This is a genomic window from Streptomyces sp. CHD11 (assembly GCF_018638295.1).
Classification (GTDB): domain Bacteria; phylum Actinomycetota; class Actinomycetes; order Streptomycetales; family Streptomycetaceae; genus Streptomyces.
This window is the reverse complement of record NZ_JABTTS010000046.1, coordinates 1-22,339: the sequence shown is the minus strand read 5'-3', so window position 1 is coordinate 22,339 and position 22,339 is coordinate 1. Positions and strand designations below refer to the sequence as shown.

The 22,339-nt window shown below is 72.5% G+C and carries 5 protein-coding genes; all 5 read right to left on the bottom strand.

The genetic code is table 11. The features are described 5' to 3' along the window. Window position 1: 1 nt before the first annotated feature. Window positions 2-8,341, bottom strand: a complete 8,340-nt coding sequence (locus HTV45_RS31790; RefSeq protein WP_215209365.1) for a type I polyketide synthase — start codon at window positions 8,339-8,341, stop codon at window positions 2-4. A gap of 225 nt (window positions 8,342-8,566) precedes the next feature. Next, entirely contained in the window at window positions 8,567-9,769 is a 1,203-nt protein-coding gene (locus tag HTV45_RS31785; RefSeq protein ID WP_215209364.1) for an acyl-CoA dehydrogenase family protein, read from the bottom strand. Between the two features lie 163 nt (window positions 9,770-9,932). Next, window positions 9,933-11,438, bottom strand: coding sequence for an MFS transporter (locus HTV45_RS31780; RefSeq protein WP_251693250.1), 1,506 nt, complete (start codon window positions 11,436-11,438; stop codon window positions 9,933-9,935). Between the two features lie 68 nt (window positions 11,439-11,506). Continuing rightward, window positions 11,507-14,362 carry an aminotransferase class III-fold pyridoxal phosphate-dependent enzyme gene (locus tag HTV45_RS31775; RefSeq protein WP_308309802.1) on the bottom strand — a complete coding sequence of 952 codons (2,856 nt, stop codon included), beginning with the start codon at window positions 14,360-14,362 and terminating at the stop codon, window positions 11,507-11,509. Window positions 14,363-14,420: 58 nt separating this feature from the next. Beyond that, window positions 14,421-22,322: an SDR family NAD(P)-dependent oxidoreductase gene (locus tag HTV45_RS31770; RefSeq protein ID WP_215209363.1), complete on the bottom strand. Its 7,902-nt coding sequence runs from the start codon at window positions 22,320-22,322 to the stop codon at window positions 14,421-14,423. Between the last annotated feature and the right edge of the window lie 17 nt (window positions 22,323-22,339).

Genomic DNA, 22,339 nt, shown 5'->3' with positions numbered 1-22,339 from the left:
TTCAGAATGTGCCGAGTTCGCCGTCGATGAGATCGAAGAGCTCGTCGAGTTCCAGCCCGTCCAGCTCACGGGCGGGCGGCGTGGAGGTGGTGGACGCGGCGGCCTGCGCGGAGAGCTCGGTGGGGCCGAGCGCCGCGCCGAGGTGACCGGCGAGTGCCGACGGCGTCGGGTAGTCGAACACCAGCGTGGCGCGCAGGCGCAGCCCGGTCGCCGCTCCCAGCCGGTTCCGCAGTTCCACCGCCGTCAGCGAGTCGAACCCGAGGTCCTTGAAGCTGCGGTCGGGAGTGACCGTGCCCGGTGTGCCGTGTGCCAGCACGGTGGCGGTGTGCTCCCGTACGAGGCCGAGCAGGGCTTCCCCGCGCTCCTCGTCGGTCATCCGGGCGAGGCTGTCGCCGAGGGACGCGGTGCCCGCCGGGCCGACGGCCGCGGCCTCCGCCCGCCTGACCCGGTCGCGGACCACCCCACGCAGCAGCGCCGGCACCGGGCCCTGTGCGCGCACGGCGGCCGGGTCGATCCTGGCCGGGACGAGCAGGGCCTCGCCGGAGGAGAGCGCGGCGTCGAAGAGGGCCAGGCCCTCCGCCGAGGACATCGGGGCCAGTCCGGCCCGGCTCATCCGGCTCAGGTCGGTGTCCGAGAGCTCGCCGGTCATTCCGCTGGCCTTCGCCCACAGACCCCAGGCGAGCGACACGGCCGGCAGGCCCCGGGCCACGCGGTACTGGGCCAGGGCGTCCATGAACGCGTTGGCCGCCGCGTAGTTGGCCTGTCCCGGCAGTCCGAAGACGCCGGCGACCGAGGAGAACAGGACGAACATCGACAGGTCGAGGTCGCGGGTCAGCCGGTGCAGGTTCAGTGCGGCGTCGGCCTTCGGCCGCAGGACACGCTCCAGCTGCTCCGGCCGCATCGCCTCGATCACGGTGTCGTCGAGCATTCCGGCGGCGTGCACCACACCGATCAGCGGCCGGTCGGCCGGGACGGACGCCAGCAGCGCGGCCAGCGCGTCCTCGTCGGCGGTGTCGCAGGCGGCCACGGTGACCGTCGCGCCCAGCCCGGTCAGTTCTGCGGCGAGTTCGGCCGCGCCGGGGGCGTCGGGACCGCGCCTGCTGGTCAGCAGCAGATGGACTGCCCCGTACCTGGTCACCAGGTGCCGTGCGAACAGGCCGCCGAGGGTTCCGGTGGCACCCGTGAGCAGCACGGTGCCCGTCGTGAGGTCGGGGCGCACCGTCGGCCTGGAGGTGACCCGGGCGAGCCGGGGCACCAACGGCCGTCCCTTGCGGATCGCGAGCTGTGGCTCTCCGGTGGCCAGGGCGGCCGGCAGGGCCGTGACCGACTCCTGGTGACCGTCCAGGTCGATGACGACGAACCGGTCCGGATGCTCCCGCTGGGCCGACCGCACCATGCCCCACGCCCCGGCGGCAGCCCCTCCGAGGGCGTCCGCCTCGACCGGTTCCCTGCCCGGTTCCACGACCATCGCGTTCCGGGTGATCAGCACCAGTTTCGACGCGGCCGACCGCTCGTCGGCCAGCCACTCCTGGATCAGCCGCAGTGTGCGGCCGGCCAGGGCGTGGACACCGGCCGCGGTGGACTCGCCGGTCAGCGTGGCGAACACCGCCTCGGGCACCGCTCCCGCGTCGGCCAGGGCGCCGAGATCGGCATGGCACGGCAGTCCGAGTCCGATCTCGTCGGCGCCGACGACCGCCCACGGGCGCGCGCCGCCGGAGACTTCCGGTACGCCCGCCTCGGGCCAGTCCACCCGGAACAGGCCGTCCGCGGGCCCGGCGGCGGGTTCCCCGGCGGGGATCGGCAGCAGTGCCAGCGACTCGACCGACGCCACGGCCGCCCCGGTGCTGTCGGCGAGGCGCAGCGCGACCGTGTCCGCGCCGTCCGGTGTGATCTGCACCCGCAGCGCGGAGGCGCCGCCGGCCCGCAGTGACACCCCCTGCCAGGAGAACGGCAGCCGGCAGTCCTGGCCGTCCCCGACCACCGGGTGCAGCGCGGCGTCCAGCAAGGCCGGGTGCAGCCCGTACCGGGTGGCGTCCGCCTCGATCTCCGGCGGGAGCGCGACCTCGGCGAAGATCTCCGCGTCCCGGCGCCACCAGGAGCGCAGGCCCTGGAACGCCGGGCCGTAGTGGTAACCGAGCCCGGTCCAGCGGTCGTAGCCGCCGTCCCACTCGACCGCCACGGCGCCGGGCGGCGGCCAGGCGGTCAGGTCGAACTCCTCGCCCCGGCCGGAGGCGAGGGCTCCGCTCGCGTGCCGGGTCCAACCGCCGGATCCGTCCGCGGGGCGTGCGTGGACAGCCAGGTCACAGCGGCCCGAGCGGTCCGGCTCGCCGACCGTGACCCGTATGTCGACCCTGCCCTGCCGCGGCAGGACCAGCGGGACCTCACACGTCAGTTCGGCCACCTGGTCGCAGCCCACCTCGTCACCCGCGCGGACCGCCAGCTCGACGAAGGCCGTGCCGGGCAGCAGTACCGTGTCGCCCAGTCCGTGGTCGGCCAGCCAGGGCTGAGTCCGCAGGGACAGCTGTCCGGTCAGGACGAGGCCGCCGGAGTCCGGCAGTTCCACCACCGCGCCGAGCAGCGGGTGCTCCGCCGCGGCCAGGCCCGCGGCCTCGACGTTCCCCGACCCGCCGTCCGGAGCCAGCGCGAGCCAGTAGCTCTGCCGCCGGAAGGTGGAGGTGGGTACACCGGCCTGCCGGGCACCGGGGAAGACGGCCCGCCAGTCAGGGCTCGCCCCGTGCACGTACACCTCGGCCAGCGAGGTCAGGAACCGCTGGATGCCGCCGTCGTCGCGGCGCAACGAGCCGACGGCGACCGCGTCCTCCCGGATGTCCTCGACGGCCGTCGTCAGCACGGGGTGCGGAGTCATCTCGACGAACATGAAGTGCCCGCGCTCGGCCAGCACGTCGACCGTCTCGGCGAAGCGGACACGCTCGCGCAGATTGCTGTACCAGTACTCGCCGTTCAGGCCGGTGGTGTCCAGCACGTCGGCGGTCACCGTCGAGTAGAACGGGATCGTCGACGGGCGGGGCGCCAGCCCGGCCATGACGGTGAGCAGTTCGTCCCGGATCGGCTCCACGTGCGCCGAGTGCGACGCGTAGTCCGCCAGGAGCCGCTTTGCCCGTATCCCGTCCGCCTCGCACGCGGCGACCAGCTCGACCAGCGCGTCGATGTCACCGGCGACGACGACGGATGTCGGGCCGTTCACCACGGCCACCGAGAGCCGGCCGTCCCAGGGGCGCAGGATCTCGCCGACCTCGTCCTCGGGCAGCGCGAGCGAGACCAGGCCACCGGAGCCGGACAGTGCCCGGACGGTCTTGCTGCGCAGCGCGACGACCTTCGCGGCGTCGTCGAGGTCGAGCGCGCCGGCCACGCAGGCGGCGGCGATCTCCCCCTGTGAGTTGCCCACCACCGCGCTGGGCTCCAGACCGTAGGAGCGCCACAGCGCGGCCAGCGACACCATCACCGCGAACAGCACGGACGGCAGCACGTCCACCTGTTCCAGCGCCTCGGCGTCCCGCAGCACCTCGAACAGGTCCCAGTCGAAGTGCGGGGCGAGCGCGTCCGCGCACGCCCGCATCATGTCGGCGAACACGGGCGACTCGTCCAGCATCTGCAGGGCCATGCCGGTCCACTGCGAACCCTGGCCGGGGAAGACGAAGACCACCCCGCCCACCTCCCGCGCGGTGCCGCGCACCACGTCCGGGGCCTGCGTGCCGTCGGCGATCGCGCTCAGCCCCCGGCGCAGCGCCGGCAGGTCGGACGCGACGACGGCGGCGCGGTGCGGCAGGCCGGAGCGGGCGACCGCCAGCGAGAGGCCCGCGCCCGCCCGGTCCGGGCCGGGGCCGGCGTCGATGAAGGACAGCAGGGCGGCGGCCTGCGCGGCCACGGCGTCCTCGCTGCTCGCGGAGAACACCCACGGCACGGGGGCGGCGGGTGTCACCGCCGGGTCCGGCCCGGTGTCCGTCGCTTCCGCTCCGGCCGCGGGTACGGCCGCCGGTACGGGTGCAGGTGCCGGCTCCGGCGGGGCCTCCTCGATGATCACGTGTGCGTTCGTGCCGCTGATACCGAAGGAGGAGACCCCCGCCCGGCGCGGACGACCGCTCTCCGGCCACGCCCGCGCCTCGGTCGCAAGCTGCACGCCGCCGGCGGTCCAGTCCACGTGCGGGGTCGGTTCGTCGACGTGCAGGGTCTTCGGCACCGTTTCGTGCCGCAGCGCCTGGACCATCTTGATCACGCCGGCCACGCCGGCGGCGGCCTGGGCATGGCCGATGTTGGACTTCAGCGATCCCAGCAGCAGCGGGCGGTCCGGCTCACGGCCCCGGCCGTAGGTGGCGGCCAGCGCCTCCGCCTCGATCGGGTCGCCGAGCATCGTTCCGGTGCCGTGCGCCTCGACGACGTCGACGTCGGCGGTGGACAGTCCGGCGCCGGCGAGCGCCTGGCGGATCACGCGTTCCTGGGCGACGCCGTTCGGCGCCGTGAGGCCGTTGGACGCCCCGTCCTGGTTGACGGCACTGCCCCGCACCACGGCCAGTACCCGGTGCCCGTTGCGCCGCGCGTCCGACAGCCGCTCCAGCACCAGGGTTCCCGCGCCCTCGGCCCACCCGGTGCCGTCGGCGGTGGAGGAGAACGCCTTGCAGCGGCCGTCCACGGACAGGGCGCGCTGCCGGCTCAGTTCCACGAACATCCCGGGTCCCGCCATCACCGCGACGCCGCCGGCCAGTGCCAGCGAGCACTCTCCGGCACGCAGGGCGCGCGCGGCGAGGTGCAGCGCCACCAGCGAGGAGGAGCACGCGGTGTCCACGGTGATGGCGGGGCCGTGGAGCCCGAGCGTGTAGGCGATCCGGCCGGACACGACGCTGATCGAGCTGCCGGTCAGCCGGTAGCCGTCGGTCTCGGCGTCCGCGACGTGGAGCCGGGGGCCGTAGTCCTGCTCCATCGCGCCCACGAAGACACCGACGGACGCGCCCCGCCGGCCGGCGGGGTCGATGCCGGCGCGCTCCAGCGCCTCCCAGGACGTTTCCAGGAGCAGTCGCTGCTGCGGGTCCATGGCGAGGGCTTCCCTCGGCGAGATGCCGAAGAACCCGGGGTCGAACTGGTCGGCGTCGTACAGGAAGCCGCCCTGCCGGGTGTACGACGTGCCGCTCCGCCCGGAGTCGGGGTCGGGGTCGTAGAGCCGGTCGGTGTCCCATCCCCGGTTGGTGGGGAAGTCCGAGATCGCGTCCGTCTCGTCCAGGACGAGCTGCCACAGGTCGTCCGGGGAGACGACGCCGCCGGGGAGCCGGCAGGCCATTCCGACGATCGCGATCGGTTCGTCGTCCGCGAGGCTCTGGCCGGCCGGCTCCGCGGCGGCGGGAGCGGTGGGCTCCCCCGCGCCCGAGGCCAGCGCGCGCAGGTGGCCGGCGAGCTCGGCCGGCGTCGGGTGGCCGAACAGCACGCCCGTGGGCAGGGTGAGGCCGGTCGCCGTACGCAGCCGGTCCCGCAGTTCCACCGAGGACAGGGAGTCGATCCCGAGTTCCTTGAACGTCGTGCCGGGATCCACCGCTTCGGCTCCCGCGTGGCCGAGCACGACGGCGAGGGCCGACCGCACCAGCGTCAGCATCTCGGGCCCGGCGGAGGGCGCGGCCGGGCTGGCCGCCGCTGCCGGGGGCTCCGTCTCCAGGAGACCGGCCCCCACCGGGGCCTCCCCGGGCGAGGCGGTCCGCACGGCGGTCCCGGCGAGCCAGTGGCGCTCGCGCTGGAAGGCGTACGTGGGCAGTTTCACCGTGCGGGCCTCGCGCAGGGCGAACACCCGGGGCCAGTCCACTGCGACCCCGCGCACGTGCAGCGCGGCGAGCGAGGTGAGGAACCGTTCCGGCCCGCCCTCACGGTTGCGCAGTGAGCCGGTGACCACGGCGGACTCCAGCCCGGCCTGCTCCACGGTGTCGCGCAGGGCCGGCAGGAGCACGGGGTGCGGGCTGCACTCGACGAACACCGTGTGCCCGTCGCGCACCAGCTCCGCGGTCGCCTGCTCCAGCTGCACGGTCTGCCGCAGGTTCCGGTACCAGTACGCGGCGTCCAGCCCGACGGTGTCGATCGGGGTGCCGGTCACCGTGGAGTAGAAGGGCACCGACGAGGACCGCGGCCGGATGCCGTCCAGCACGGTGGCCAGCCGCTCCCGGATCTGTTCCACCTGCGACGAGTGCGAGGCGTAGTCGACCGCGATCCGCCGGGTCTCGATGCCGTCCTCGGCCCAGCGCGCGGCCAGCTCGTCCAGTGCCTCGGGGGCGCCGGACAGCACCACCGACGACGGGCCGTTCGCCGCCGCGAGGGACACCTCGCCGTCCCACCCGGCAAGCCGTTCGCGCACCTCGCCGGCCGACCGCAGTACCGACATCATGCCGCCGCGCCCGGACAGCGCCGTCAGGGCCTGGCTGCGCAGGGTCACCACGCGGGCGGCGTCCTCCAGCGAGAGAGCGCCCGCCACGCAGGCCGCGGCGATCTCACCCTGGCTGTGTCCGACGACCGCCGACGGCTCGACCCCGCAGGAGCGCCACAGGGCGGCCAGCGACACCATCACCGCGAACAGCGCGGGCTGCACCACGTCCACCCGCTTCAGCGCGGCGGCGTCCCGCAGCACCTCGCTCAGCGACCAGTCGACGTAGGGCGCGAACGCCTCTTCACAGGCCCGGATCGACGCGGCGAACTCCGGTACGGAGTCCAGCAGCTCGACGGCCATCCCCGGCCACTGCGCGCCCTGGCCGGGGAAGGCGAACACCACTTTCCCGGCCTCGGCGGCCTGCCCCTCGATCACGCCGGCGACGGCCTCGCCACCGGCGAGCCCGGCGAGGCGCCTCCGCAGTTCGGCCCGGTCGTCGCCGACCACGACCGCACGGTGCCGGAAGGCCGTCCTGGTGATGGCGAGGGACAGCCCGATGTCCGCGGCGGACTCGTCCGTTCCGTCCACGAAGGACAGCAGCCGGCCGGCCTGGGCGCGCAGCGCTTCCACGGAGCGTCCGGCGATCGGCCACGCCAGCGCGCCGGTCTCCGGGCGCCGGTCCGCCACCGGAGCGGCGGACGGGGCCGCCGGCTCAGCCGCCACGGGAGGTTCGCCGACCACGAGGTGACAGTTCGTGCCGCCCATACCGAACGAACTCACCCCGGCCACCAGCGGCCGGCCCGGCTCCGGCCATGGCGTCAGCTCGGTCTGCACCCGCAGCCCGAGCTCGTCGAGGGGGATGTCCGGGTGCGGTGTGACGAAGTTCAGGCTGGGCGGCAGTGACCGGTGGCGGATACTCAGGGCCACCTTGAGCAGCCCGGCTATGCCTCCGGCGCCCTCCAGATGGCCGATGTTGGTCTTGACCGAGCCCACCGGCAGCGGCGAACCGGGCTGCCGGACGCGCCCGAGCGCGGCACCGAGCGCGGCCGCCTCGATGGGGTCGCCCACTTTCGTGCCGCTGCCGTGCAGTTCCACGTACTGCACACTGCGCATCGGGACCCCGGCCCGCCGGTACGCCTGCCGTACGACCTCCTCCTGCGCGGAGCGGCTCGGCACGGTGAGGCCGGACTGATCGCCCTCCCCCGCACCGTCGTTGTTCATGGCGCCACCGCTCACGACGCAGTAGATGTCGTCGCCGTCGGCGAGCGCGGCGTCCAGCGGCTTGAGGACGACGACCCCGCCGCCCTCACCGCGCACGAAACCGTTGGCCCGCGCGTCGAAGGTGAAGCACCGGCCGTCCGGCGACAGTCCGCCGAACCGGGCCGCGCCGAGTGTCGTCTCGCTCAGGATGTTCAGGTTCACGCCCCCGGCGACGGCCACACCGCACTCACCGCGGCGCAGGCTCTCGCACGCCAGGTGGACGGCCACCAGCGAGGACGACTGGGCGGTGTCCACCGTCATGCTCGGTCCGCGCAGACCGAGGTGGTGGGAGACCCGGTTGGCGATGATCCCGCGGCGGGTTCCGGTCATCGTGTGCCGGCTGATCCCGTCCGGACCCAGCCGGTCCTGGAGCGCCGCGTAGTCGTCCCACATGACGCCGACGAACATCCCGGTGTCACTGCCGCCGAGTGCGGCGGGGACGATGCGCGCGTCCTCGAGCGCCTCCCAGGCGAGTTCCAGCGTCAGGCGCTGCTGCGGGTCCATCGCGGCGGCCTCGCGCGGTGAGATCCCGAAGAACGCCGCGTCGAAACGGTCGATCTGCTCGACGAATCCGCCGAAGCGGTGCGGGAGTTCCGCACCGGGCCACCGGTCGGCCGGGGCCTCCCGTACGGCATTGGTCCCGTCCCTCAGCAACCGCCAGAACTCGTGGCCGTCGCCAGCCTCAGGAAACCGACAAGCCAACCCGACCACAGCGATCTGTCTCATATTCACAGTGAACCGTGGGCGCCGACGAGTCTGCTTGTTTCTCCGGCCCAGAATGCGGCGGTAAATCTGGTCACCGGTGACAGTCGGGACTGCTTCCCGTAATTCGCGAACAAAAAGGAACGTCAATATTGCCCGGCGGCGTTTTCCTTTTGGGCCGCCGAGCAGTACCGACGCGGTGAGCGACTGCAGGCGGTCGTTCCCGAGGGAACCGCCCGTTTTCGTACCTCAGTACAGCAGGGTCACCGACGGGTGGATGTCCAGTACCGCGCGGCTGTAGTCCTCGAGAATGGCCGGCCCGTTGAGCGAGGTGTGCCGGCTCATCACGGCGATATCACGCCAGAGGCGCTGCAGCGGGTTCGACAGGCTGAAACCGCTCGCCCCGACCGCGTCGATGAGCTTCTCCACGCCGGCCCGCGCCTTCTCCTGGGCGGACTTCTCGTGCATACGGGCGTTCGCACGCACGATCCACGGCAGGGGGGTCGTCTCCTCGATCCCGTCGAGAGTGGCACCGACCTCACGCAGGTGCAGGGCGGCGGTCTCGATGAGGTGGACGCCCTCGGCGAAGGCCATCTGCACCGACGGTGCGTCGACCGCAGCCTCATAGACCGTGTAGTTGATCCCCCGCCTCTTGTCCAGCAGCTCGCGCGCGGCCTCGACCGCGCCCTGGGCGGCGCCGACGATCGCGGCCAGGGACTGCGCGCTTCCCTGGGTGAGCTGGCTGTCGCGCTCCTCCTCGCCCTTCAGGTCGGTGAAGCTGAACACCAGTCCCCGGCGCTCCGGGACGAAGACGTCCTCCGCCACACAGGTGTGGGTGCCGGAACCGGCGAGGCCCGCCGAGTGCCAGGTCCGCTCGATCTTCAGGTCGCTCAGGGGTATCGCGACGCCCACGAGGTCCGTGGTGGGCTCGTCGCCGTCGTGGATGATCACGCCGGGTACGCATGCCCAGTCCGCGATCTCACAGCCCGAGCTCCACGGGAACGTCCCGCTGATCCGGAAGCCGCCCTCGACACGCCGGGCCTTGGTCGTGGTCAGGCTGGCCGTGGAGAGCACGAACGCGTCGGGGTTGCCCTCGAACATGTCGTCGATCGCCGTCGCCGGCAGACCGTCCAGGGCGAAACGGGTGGACGCCGTCTCGATCGCCAGATTCCAGCCGGCGGACCCGCACGCCTTGCCGACCTCGGTGACGACCGCGATCAGGTCCGGCAGCGACAGGTCGTAACCGCCGTACCGGGTCGGGGTCGAGAGACGGAACAGCTGCGCGTCCCGGAGAGCGACCACGACCTCCTCGGCGAGCCTGCGGTCCTGCTCGGTCTTCACCGCGTGCTCGCGGATCAGGGGGGCCAGTTCGCGGGCCCGCGCCACGAGCTCCGCCGGGTCGACCGCCGGGCCGTCCGTCTCCACTGCCCGCTCATCGGTCACTGCTGTCACGGAACCTCTCCTTCGGTTTGTGGGCCGCCGGGCCGACCTCACTGCAGAGGAGGGCTCACCGCACCGTGTTTCACGGTCAAGTCAATCGGCTCGGGCCGGACGATCCCAGCGCTGGAAACACAGAACCCGGCCGGTCGGACAGGCCGTCCGCGGGCCGAACGGGTCAGACGACAGGCAGCGGAGCCCCGTCCTCCGAATCGCTCTGCGCCTTCGCGTGGCGGTCGAACAACAGGCCGCAGACGACCGCCCCGGCCAGGAAGACCACCGCACCCCAGAAGAACGCCGTGGTGTAGCTCTCCACCGCGGCCTCCGCCGCCACCAGCGGGGTCGGTTCCCTGCCCTCGAGGAAGGAGTCCGCAGCGGTGATCGCCAGGGTGCTGAGAAGCGCGGTACCGATGGAACCGCCCACCTGCTGCACAGTGTTGACCAGCGCCGAAGCCGCTCCGGCGTCCTGTGGTTCGACCCCGACCGTCGCGACCGCGGAGCCCAGGGAGACCACCAGGCCGAAGCCGATTCCGGCGATGAAGGTGGGAGCCATGATGCTGCCGAGGAAAGAACTGTCGACGGCGAGGCGGCTGAGCCAGAACGACCCCACCGCCGCCAGCACGAGGCCGGCCGGGATCAGAATGCGGGAACCGAGCTTCGGCTCCAGCGCGGGCGGGACGGTGGTCGCCCCGATCCCGATGCCCACGATCATCGGCAGGAAGGCCAGGCCGCTCTTGATCGCCGAGAACTCCAGGATGAGCTGGAGGAAGTACGTCAAGAACAGGAACTGCACGAACAGACCGACGCCCAGCAGGAACATCGCCAGGTAGGCGGCGCCCCGGTTGCGGTCCAGCACGATCCGGATGGGCAGCAGAGGAGTACGCGTGCGGAGCTCCAGCAGCACGAACGCGGTCAGCAGGACCACACTCGTGGCGAGGAGACCCCACACGTCCACCCCGCCCCAGTCGCCGTCATCGGCGTTGGAGAGACCGTAGGCGAGGCAGAACAGACCGATCGAGGCAGTCAGCGTGCCGGGCAGGTCGAGCTTCTCCGGACGGTCGCCGGCCTGGCGGTTCTGCATGGTCAGCATCGCGCCGATGAACACAAGCACCGTGAACAGCACGTTGACGTACAGGCACCAGCGCCAGTCCAGCCAGTCGGTCAGCGCACCGCCGAGGATCAGGCCGAGCGCGAGCCCACCACTGCCCAGCGCACCGTAGACACCGAACGCCTTGATCCGTTCCTGCGGGTCCTTGAACGCGGTCAGCAGGAACGACAGGGCGGCCGGGGCGACGAGCGCGGCGAACCCTCCCTGGAGCGCACGAGCCGTGATCAGCATGGCGAAGCTGGTGGCGGCGCCGCCCAGTACCGACGTGACACCGAAGCCGACGATCGCGATCATCAGGGACCGCTTGGCGCCGATGATGTCGACCAGTCTGCCGCCGAGCAGCAGCAGACTGCCGAAGGCCAGCGCGTAGGCCGTGATGACCCACTGACGGTCACCGTCGCCGAACCCGAGATCGGCCTGGGCCGACGGCAGCGCGATGTTGACGACCGTCGTGTCGAGGAAGATCGTCAACTGCGCGATCCCGATGACCGCCAGGATCTTCCAGCGGTTGACGTAATGGAAGTCCGACGCGTCCTCCGCCGCCACCTTCGGCTCGGAACCTACTGACTCTGACATACCACTTACCTCTGCTGATCAGGCCGGGCCATCGATTGATGACCCGGCAGACTAGTGTTCCTCGAACATCAGGGAGAAATCGTCACGAATCCGTGGTGCTTCGCGAGGTCGACAACGGTCTCCACCAGCTCGCGAGTAAGGGGACCGTCGACCTTCGGCACACCAGAATCAGACAATGCGAGGGCGGCCGTTTCAGCCATTCCCGCAAGCAATTCACCCGCAGCCAGCGAGGTACTGAACCCACGCGGGAGAATACCTTGATTAGCCACGGAAAGTATACCGCCCCTAACATGGCGGAGATCGCCACGGGACGCCGCCACGGAAGCCTCGGCGCCACCAGCAAAGAAGGACAAATCGCCAATTACGGCACCGTCGGCGAGATGTTTTTCATCGAGAACGGAAACCGGACTCGAATGAGCGGAGAACACCACCTGTGCGTTTATCACCGACAAGAGGTCGTCGGAGGCGACAACATACGGATTGGTGTCGTAGGTCTCGTCGAGATACGCCGCTATCGCCTCGCCGCTCGGTACGTCGCCCGAGCGCCCTTCGGCCAGCCAGCCCGCGATGAGCGACTCGGCGGACAGCCCCGCCGCCACGCCGGTCAGTTCTCCGCCCGCCGCGATCCGCGCCCAGGCCTCCTGGTAGATCCGGTGTTCCGTGGCCCGGAGCCGATCCGCCGAACCGGTCCGGCCGCTTCCGACCAGAACGATCCGGGCGGCCTGCCGGGCGCTCAGCGCGCCGAGAGCGGACCCGATGCGTCCGCCACCGCCGACGACCGCCACCGTCAGTCCGCCGAACCCGCCGAAGTGCTCGGTCGCGGCGTGCTCGACGGCGGCCAGGGCCGATCCCACCGCCAGCGCACCGCCCGAGGTCAGCGATACACCGGGGACCCGCAGGGCGCGGCCGTGGTCGCTGACCGCACCGAGGCCGAACCCGAGGCCGACGACGCCGTTTCCGTCCGCCTTCGCCGCGCGCACCCGGCGGTCGAGGTCCACGCCGATCAGGAAGGTCTGACCCGCGACCTGGTACTCCCGCAGCTGCTGCTGCGTCACGAGCAGCGGGTAGACGGTGAGGTCCACCGACGTGCCCTGCGGCGAGTCGAACCGGACCGGCGCGAACGCCGGGAGGTCCGTGAGCAGCTGGGAGCGCCGGGCGTAGCCGATCAGGCGATCGTCGTCCAGGTCGGCCAGCGACGGATCGAGATCCCGCAGCATGTCCGGGGTCAGCGGGCTGACGAACGCCGCCTTCCCAGTGGCAGGGACGTCGGTTCCGGCCGCGACGGCCGCGTCCTGGCGGAAATCGCCGATCCGCGCGCGGGGCGGCTGCTCCTGCGCGGCACCGCTCAGCGGGTGGACCAGCGGCAGCGCGTCCTGGTTACGCAGGATCTCGCAGACGTCGGTGAGGCCGGCCCGCAGCTGCTCGATCTCCTCGTCGCTGATGTAGATCGACGGCTCGATCCGCAGCATGGTCGGCACGCTCGCGGTCGGGCCGGTGCGGATGTGGTGGACCAGCTGCAGGTAACTGCCCAGCTGGAAGACGAGCATGCCGGCACGCGCCTTCTCCCGGATGACCGGGGAGGAGGCGTCGAACTGGTCGGTGAAGTCCACCCCGATGAGCAGCCCTTTGCCCCGGACGTCGGCCACCACGTCGGGGTACGTCTCGGCCAGCTCACGCAGCATGCCGATGATGCGCGCGCCGCGTTCGGATGCCCGCTCGTAGGCGGCCCCGTTCTCGGCTTCGAGGAGCTCGAGCGTACGCAGGGCGAGGGCCGTCGAGAAGCCGTCCTTGGCGAAGGTCGAGCTGTGCACCAGCTCGAACTCGGGGCGGTAGCGCGACTGGCGGATCAGCAGGGCGGAGGTCTTGCCGATGCCGCCGCCGAGCGACTTGCCCAGCAGGTAGTAGTCGCCGAGCAGCCCGATGTCGGCGCTCGCGAAGAACTTCCCCGTCCGGCCCATGCCGGTCTGGATCTCGTCGATGACGACCGGGCACGCGACCTCGTCGCAGATCTCCCTGATACGGGCGGCGAACCCGCGGTCCAGTTCATGGATACCGCCCTCGCCCTGGATCGGCTCGACGATCAGTCCGGCGACGACCGGGAAGTCGCGCTCGACGAGCGTGACCCTGCCGTTGACGACCTCGAGGTCGAGCACGGTGGTGCGCTGCTCGGCGACGAGCTTCTCGAACACCGTGGCGTCGGTCGGAGAGACGAACTTCACCGCCGGTCCGAGCGACGTGAACGCCGCCCGGAACACCGGGTTGTAGGTGAACTGGGTACTGCCGATCAGCTTCCCGTGGAAGGCCCGCTCCAGCGCGAAGAACACCGGTGCGGTCCCGGCCTTCGAGACGTTGTGCGCGACCACCGCGCCGAGCAGCGCACCGAACTCCTCGGCGGTCGTCGGCGCCGGCACGTCACCGGGCAGCGCGGACGTGTCGTCCGGCAGCGCCGCGGACCCGTCGAGCACCGCGTTCAGCGCCACGTCGGCGTTCCACTCGATCTGCTCGAACAGGCCCTTGATCCGCAGCGCGCGGTCGAGCTCGCAGTGCTTGACCGCCGCCTCGACCGCCTCCGCCCCGCTGTTGGCGAAGGTGATCGAATACGGCTCGGCGCCGGGGAACTCCCGTCCGAGTATGCCGTTGAGCACCGCGCCGACCTGGTCGGCGAGCGGGTGCGCGGAGTGCTGCGAGTGGACCGGCCAGCCGGCGTCCAGCAACTCCTTCGCGTACGCCACGATCTCGGGGTGGTTGTGCCCGAGCATCAGTGAGCCCCAGCCCCCGACCAGGTCGAGGACCGGTACCTCCGCACCGGCGTCGTCCAGGTAGTAGAGGGAGTTCTTCTCCGCCCGGACGTACTCGACGTCCAGTCCGAAGGTGCCGAGCACCCCGGTCAACAGGGCTTCGGCATAGCGGGTGGGCTCTTTCACCGTGTCTCCTTGTGATGAGCTGAACAGACTTGTGATGAGCTGAATAGACGATCGTCGGTCAGTTGTTCGACTGAGTGGAGGAGCGGCCCAGTTCCCTGTCGATGAAGTCGAAGACCTCGTTCTCGGACGCGGTCTCGATCACGGTCGCCAGGTCGACCTCACGGGTGGCCGTATCGGGCCGCACGGGGGTCCTGGCCTTGTTCCAGCGGGCGAGGATGGCGTTCAGCCGGGCGGCGATCTCCGTGTGCCCGGCACCTTCGTCGGCCGGCTCGTCGGCCGGGACGGCCATCAGCAGCGCCTCCAGCCGGTCCAGTTCGGACAGCGCGGAGCGGCGGCTGACGCCGTCGGTGATGTCGAGCCTTTCGATCAGGTGGTCGACCAGCACACCGGGTGAGGCGTAGTCGAACACCAGCGTGGTCGGCAGGGAGAGGCCCGTCTGCTCACCCAGCCGGTTGCGGAACTGGACGGCGGACAGCGAGTCGAATCCGGAGTCCCGGAAGGACACCTCCCACTTCAGGTTCTCCGGCGCCGCGTGGCCGAGCACCCCGGCCGCCTCGGCGCGTACCAGATCACGCAGGTACGTCTGTGCCTCGGTCCTGGTCATCGCCGCGAACCGGTCGACCGGCAGGTCGGCACTCGCCCTGCGGCGCTCGCCGCGCGGCACCAGTCCGCGCAGCACCGGCGGCACAAGGGCGGAGGTACGGCGCAGCGCGGGCAGGTCGAGCGGCGCCGGCGCGACCACGGCGTGTCCGGTGGCGAGCGCGGTGTCGAACAGGGCGGTCGCCTCGTCCTCGGCGATCAGCCGCAGACCGGGCTGCCCGCCCTCGACCATCCGGCCCCAGGCCAGCGACACCGCGGGCAGCCCCGCGGCCCGGCGGTGCGTGGCCAGGGCGTCCAGATACGCGTTCGCCGAGGCGAAGTTGGCCTGTCCCGGGGAGCCGAGCATGCCGACGACCGAGGAGAACAGCACGAACAGCGCGGGCGGGGCCCCAGCGGTCAGCTCGTGCAGATGCCACGCGCCGTCCACCTTGGGCCGCAGAACGTCCGCGACCCGCTCGGTGGTCAGCCCGGTGAACACCCCGTCGTCCAGGACGTTCTCGGTGTGCACGACGCCGGTCAGCGGATGATCGGCGGGGATGTCCGCGAGCATCGCGCGTACCGCCGCCCGGTCGGCCAGGTCGCAGGCCACCACCGTGACCGTCGCGCCCAGAGCGGTCAGTTCGTCCCGTAGCCGCCCTGCGGGCGAGTGCGCTCCGTGCGGGTCGGCGAGCACCAGGTGTTCCACCCCGTAAGCCGTGACCAGGTGCCGCGCGAACAGCGCGCCGAGCTGCCCGTCGGCGCCGGTGACCAGTACGGTGCCGCCTGCCGCCGGTACGGGCGCCACCGCGGCCGGTGCGGCCGACGGCACGAGCCGCGGCGCGAACATGCGTCCCGCCCGGACTGCCAGTTGGGGCTCCCCTGTCCGGGCCGCCAGGAACAGCAGCTCGGCCGAGGCCGGGTCGTCGTCCAGGTCGACCAGCACGATCCGGTCGGGGTTCTCCGCCTGGGCCGACCGCAGCAGACCCCATACGGCGGCGCCTGCCGGGTCATGGACGTCGTCCGCCGCATCGACGGCCATCGCTCCCCCGGTCACCACCACCAGGCGGTTGTCCGGCAGGTCGTCCTGGGCCAGCCAGGACTGCGCGACACCGAGCGCCTGGTCGACGGCCCGGTGCGCGGCGGCCACCCGGTCGCCGGCGGTGTCCGGCTCCGACGGCCGGAACAGCAGGACGTCCCACGGCGTGTAGGAGGCAGCGGCTTCCTTGATGTCGCCGAACCGCAGCGGTGCGACGGCGGCGAGGCCGCCGGTGCCGTCACCGAGCAGGGCGAGCAGGCTCTCCGGTTCGTCGTCGTCCAGCGGTTCGACCGGCGTCCAGCGCAGCTCGAACAGCGAGGCCGTACCGGACGGAGCGGGCACCACGCCGTCCCTCGGCGTCAGGTGCACGGGCGCCAGACCCACCGACCCGGTCAGCACGGGCAGCCCGGCCTCGTCGGTCGCGTCCAGGCGGAAGGTGTCCGGTCCCGCAGGGACGAGGTGCACCCGCAGGACGGTCGCCCCGGTGGCGTGCAGGGCGACGCCCTCCCAGCTGAGCGGCTGCGGAACCGCGCCGTCCGGGGCCGCGCCGGGGCCGCCGGTGAGCAGCGGCTGCACGGCGGCCTCCAGCAGGGCCGGGTGCACCCCGAACCCGCCGATGTCGGCGACGGCCTGTTCGGGGAGGCGGACTTCGGCGAACAGTTCGTCCCCGCGGCGGAGCAGCGACTCCAGCCCCTGGAACACCGCGCCGTACCGGTGACCCGCTTCCGCGAGGTCCTCGTACGCCCAGTCCACCGCCCGGGCTCCGGTCGGGGGCCAGGTGGCCGGCTCGGTCTCCGGCTGGTCGGCGGCGGGAGCGAGCACACCGGTCGCGTGCGTGGTCCACTCCTGCCGTGCGCGGTCCTCGCCCGGGCCCTCGGCGGGCCGGCTGTAGATCCCGACCGTCCGCCGCCCGGTGTCGTCGGCGGTGCCGGTCACCACCTGCGCCTCTACGGCGGCCTGGGCGGGCAGTACGAGCGGCGCGGTGATCGTGAGTTCGTCCAGCATGGGGCAGTCCGTCGCGTCCCCGGCCCGGATCGCCAGCTCCACCAGGGCGGACCCAGGCAGCACCGGCACACCGGAGACGACGTGGTCCGCCAGCCAGGGATGCGTGGTGAGCGACAGACGGCTGGTGAAGACCAGCTCGTCCCGGCCCGCCACCGCGACAGCCCTGCCGAGCAGCGCGTGCCCGGAAGCGGAGTCGGGGCCGGCCGCGGAGTCGGCGCCGCCGGCGGACGCGGCCAGCCAGTACCGCTCGCGCTGGAAGGGATAGGTGGGCAGCTCGGTCCGGCCGGCACCGGTGTCGGCGAACACGGCCGTCCAGTCGACGGCCGCGCCGGCGACGAACAGATCGCCCACGCCCTCGAGCACCGTGCGGGTTCCCGGCAGACCGTCCCGTCGCAGGAGCACCGAGCCTTCGAGCGTACGCCCGGGGCCCGACTCGGCGATCCGGGTCACACGCTGATCCTGCATCCATTGTCCGGCGTCGGCGGTCCCTTCCGCTCCCCGCAGCCCCAGCGGGTCGCCGGCGGCGACCGGCCGGCCGGTGCGCAGGGACACCACCGGCATCCGCGGTTCGCCGCACGTCACATCGGGCCGTTCCCCGGCGGCCACCAGCCGGGCGGCGTCGGCCGGCGAGAGCGCCCCGGCGACGTACGCGGCGGCGATCTCGCCGATACCGGTTCCGGCGACGCAGCCGAACAGGACACCCCAGGACTCGACCAGGCGGAACAAGGCCACCTCGGCGGAGAGAAGGACGGACTCGTCGCCCTGTCCGCCGAGTTCGGCCAGTACCTCGTCGAAGGCCCTGGCATACACCGGCGAGGCCGCGTACAGCTCGGGGTCCGGGCCGTCCATGGACCGGCCGGTGAACACGAACGCGGTCCGGCCGTCCCCGGCCGCGGGCGCCTCGCCCCCGGCGATCGCCCGCAGCCCGGCCAGTGCCTGCGCGGCGTCTTCGGTGACGAGCACCGCACGGTGGTCGAACACCGACCGGGTCGCGAGGGAGAATCCGATGTCGAGCGGGTCCGGGGCGTCCTCGGAGTCCACCAGGGACAACAACCCGGCTGCCTGCGCACGCAGTGCCTGCGGCGACTTGGCCGACAGCACCCACGGCACCGCCGGCAGGGAAGCCCCGGGGTCCGCCGGGGACACGACGGGCCTGTCGGGGGCCTGTTCCAGGATGACGTGCGCGTTGGTGCCGCTCATGCCGAACGCGGACACCGCCGCCCGGCGCGGCCGGTCCAGCTCCGGCCACGGGCGGGCCTCGGTCAGCAGCCGCATCGCACCCGAGGACCAGTCCACCGCGGACGTCGGCTCCTCGGCGTGCAGGGTCTTCGGCATCAGGCCGTGCCGCATGGCCATGACCGCCTTGATCAGCCCGCCCGCGCCGGCCGCGTGCTGGGTGTGTCCGATGTTCGACTTCACCGATCCCAGCCAGACCGGCCGGTCCGTCGGCCGGTCGCGGCCGTAGGTCGCCATCAGGGCCTCGGCCTCGATCGGGTCGCCGAGCCGGGTGCCGGTCCCGTGCGCCTCCACGAGGTCCACCTCGGACGGTGCCAGGTCGGCGTTGGCCAGCGCCTGCCGGATCACCCGCTGCTGGGAGGGGCCGTTGGGCGCGGTCAGGCCGTTGGACGCGCCGTCCGAGTTGACCGCGCTGCCCCTGACCACGGCGAGCACCTGGTGCCCGTTCCGCCGGGCGTCGGACAGTCGTTCCAGGACGAACAGGCCGACGCCCTCCGACCAGCCGGTGCCGTCCGCGGACTCGGCGAACGCCTTGGACCTTCCGTCGGGTGCGAGGGTCCGCTGCCGGGAGAACTCGACGAATCCGATGGGCTGCGCCATCACCGTCGCGCCACCGGCGAGTGCGAGGGAGCATTCACCGCTGCGTACCGCGTTCGCGGCGAGGTGCATCGACACCAGGACCGACGAGCACGCGGTGTCGATGGACATCGTCGGGCCTTCCAGCCCCAGGACGTAGGAGACCCGGCCGGAACCGAAGGACGGCGTGGAGCCGCTGAGCAGATACCCTTCCGTGCCGCCCTCGGCCGTACCGGCGCCCGCACCGTAACTCTGGTCGGTCAGCCCGGTGTAGACGCCCGTGCTGCTCCCCCGCAGCGAGAGCGGGTCGATCCCGGCGCTCTCCAGCGCTTCCCACGAGGTCTCCAGCAGCAGCCGCTGCTGGGGGTCGAGCGACTGCGCCTCACGGGGGGAGATCCCGAAGAAGCCCGCGTCGAAATCGGCTACGTCGTGGACGAAACCGCCTTCACGCGGATAGAACGTGCCCGGTTTGTCGGGGTCCGGGTCCCAGAGCCCTTCGATGTCCCAGCCTCGGTCGCCGGGCATGTCCGATATCGCGTCCACGCCGTCGGCGACCAGCTTCCACAGCCCCTCGGGCGTGGTGGCCCCGCCGGGGAAGCGGCAGGCCATCCCGACGATGGCGATGGGCTCGTTCTCACCGCCGGATCCCGGAACGGACACGGTCACGGCCGTGGCCCGGTCCGGCAGGTCACCGCTCAGCTCGGACAGCAGGTACTCCGTCAGTGCCGAGACCGTCGGATAGTCGAACACCAGGCCGGGCGACAGCTGGAGGCCGGTGGACGCGGTCAGCTGGTTGCGCAGCTCGACCGCGGTCAGCGAGTCGAAGCCCAGCTCGCGCAGCGGCACCGTCTCGCTGATCCGCTCCCCCGCACCGAACCCGAGCACCGCGGCCACGGCGGTCCGTACCAGGTCGGCGACGTGCTCGCGCCGCTCGGGCTGTGGCAGTACGGCCAGCCGGTCAGCCAGCGCCCGCTGGTCGCCCGTGCCCTGCCGCACCACGCGGCGAGCCGAGCGTTGGACCAGGCTCCGCAGCATCGAGGGGACCCGGCCCGAGCCGGCCCGCAGCACCCGCAGGTCGAGGTCGGCCGGCAGGGCCACCGGCTCGTCCGACGCCACCGCCCGGTCGAAGAGCGCCGTCCCGCTCTCCGCGGACAGGGGCCGCAGGCCCGTCTGCCGGAGTTTCCCGGACGTGCCGGCGGTGGTCCCGGCCTGCATCCCGCCCTCGGTGGACCACAGACCCCAGGCGAGCGAGACAGCGGGCAGGCCGTTGGCCCTGCGGTGCTGTGCGAGCGCGTCGAGGAAGTGGTTGGCCGCCGAGTAGTTCGCCTGCCCCGCGTTGCCCAGTGTGCCGGCGACGGAGGAGAAGAGGACGAAGAGGGTGAGGGGGTGGTGGCGGGTGAGGTCGTGGAGGTGCCAGGCGGCGTCGACCTTGGGACGCAGCACGGGGGTGAGGCGGTCGGGGGTGAGGGCGGTGATGATGCCGTCGTCGATGACGCCGGCGGTGTGGACGACGCCGGTGAGGGGGTGGGCGGGGGTGATGGTGTCGAGGAGGGCGGCGAGTGCGGTGCGGTCGGCGGTGTCGCAGGCGGCGATGCGGACGGTGGCGCCCAGTGCGGTGAGTTCGGCGGCCAGTTCGGTGGCGCCGGGGGCGGTGTCGCCGCGTCGGCTGGTGAGCAGGAGGTGGCGTACGCCGTAGTCGGTGACCAGGTGGCGGGCGAACAGCGCGCCCAGCGCGCCGGTTCCGCCGGTCACCAGCACGGTGCCCCCGGCCGCCACCTCCGGCCGCACCACCTCCCCCGGGGAGCGCAGCGCCAGACGGGGCACGGTCACCGCGCCGGCGCGTATCGCGACCTGGTCGTGGTCGGCCGCCAGCACGGCGGGCAGGGCCAGGAGCGAGGCCGGGTCGTCGTCGACGTCCGCCAGCACGATCCGGTCGGGGTGCTCCGCCTGCGCGGACCGCAGCAGTCCCCACACCGCGGCGCCCGCCAGGTCGGGAGCGGTGTCGCCCGCGCCGGTCACGACCGCGCCGCGGGTCACCGCGACGAGGCGGCTCGACAGGAACCGGTCGTCGGCCAGCCACTCGCGCAGCAGTTCCAGTGTCCCGGCCGTCGTACCGTGCACCGACGCGACGGCGTCACCGCCGGGCTGTCCGGCGTGGGCGACGACCAGGACATCGGCGCCGGCCGCGTCCGACAGCGTGGCGTGGCGGTCGATCGCCAGTGCGTCGCCGACCGGCAGGCCGGAGGAACCGACCAGGGCCCAGCGCCCCACGAGTCCGGCCGGGGGCACCTCGGCCGGGATCCAGTCCACGCCGAGCAGCGAACCGGCCGTCGTCTCCTGCGCGGCCGGCCGGCCGGCCGACACCGGGCGGGCCTCCACCGAACGGACCTCGCCCACGGGCCGGCCCGACTCGTCGGCGAACTGGACCAGGCAGGAGGTGCCGCCCTCGGTCCCGCCGTCGATGAGCACCCGGACCCGCAGTGAGGTCGCACCGGTGGCGTAGAGGCTGATGCCGCTCCACACGAACGGCAGCAGAAGGGTGAAGTCGTCACCCGCGTCGGTGATCGCGGCCACCACCCGTGGGTGGATGGCCGCGTCGAACAGGGCGGGATGGATCCCGAACCGTGCGGTGTCCGTACGTTCCGGCAGCGCCACCTCGGCGAAGAACTCGGCGCCCTCGGCACCGTCGCGGCGCCAGAGCGTCCGCAGTCCGCGGAAGACCGGGCCGTAGACGTAGCCGTTCTCCGCGAGCCGGTCGTAGAAGCCGTCCGTCTCCACGGGGTCGGCGCCGGCCGGCGGCCACGCGCTCAGCTCGAAGTCCGGTGCCGGGGACGAGGGGGCCAGCGTCCCGGTGGCATGGCAGACCCACTCGTCCTCGNAGACGTAGCCGTTCTCCGCGAGCCGGTCGTAGAAGCCGTCCGTCTCCACGGGGTCGGCGCCGGCCGGCGGCCACGCGCTCAGCTCGAAGTCCGGTGCCGGGGACGAGGGGGCCAGCGTCCCGGTGGCATGGCAGACCCACTCGTCCTCGCTCTCCCGGCAGGAGTGGATCGCGAACGGCCGGTGTCCGGTGTCCTGCGGCTCCTTCACGACGAGCTGGACCCGTACCCCGCCCGTCGTGGGGATGACCAGCGGCGCGGCGACCACCATCTCGGCCACCCCGGCGCAGCCGGTCTCGTCGCCGGCCCAGAGCGCCATGTCGAGCAGCGCGGTGCCGGGCACCAGGGCCCGGCCGCCCAGTTCGTGTTCGGTGATCCAGGCGTGCGTCCGTGCCGAGAGCCGTCCGGTGAACACGACCTCGTCGGCGCCGGCGACGCGTACGACAGCGTCCAGCATGGGGTGGCTCGCGGCCGTCTGTCCCGCCGAGACGACGCCTCCGGACGAGTTCTCCAGCATCCAGTAGGGCTGGTGTTGGAAGGGGTAGGTCGGCAGGTCGACCAGACACGCTCCGGTCCCGTCGAACACCCGCCCCCAGTCGACCTCATGACCGGCCACATGCACCTGCGCCAACGCCGTCAACGCCGTCCGCACCTGCGGCTGCTCCTTGC

Excerpts from the sequence above, each read along its gene's own strand:
- HTV45_RS31790 (WP_215209365.1), bottom strand. The coding sequence starts at position 8,341 with ATGAGACAGATCGCTGTGGTCGGGTTGGCTTGTCGGTTTCCTGAGGCT.
- HTV45_RS31780 (WP_251693250.1), bottom strand. The coding sequence starts at position 11,438 with ATGTCAGAGTCAGTAGGTTCCGAGCCGAAGGTGGCGGCGGAGGACGCG.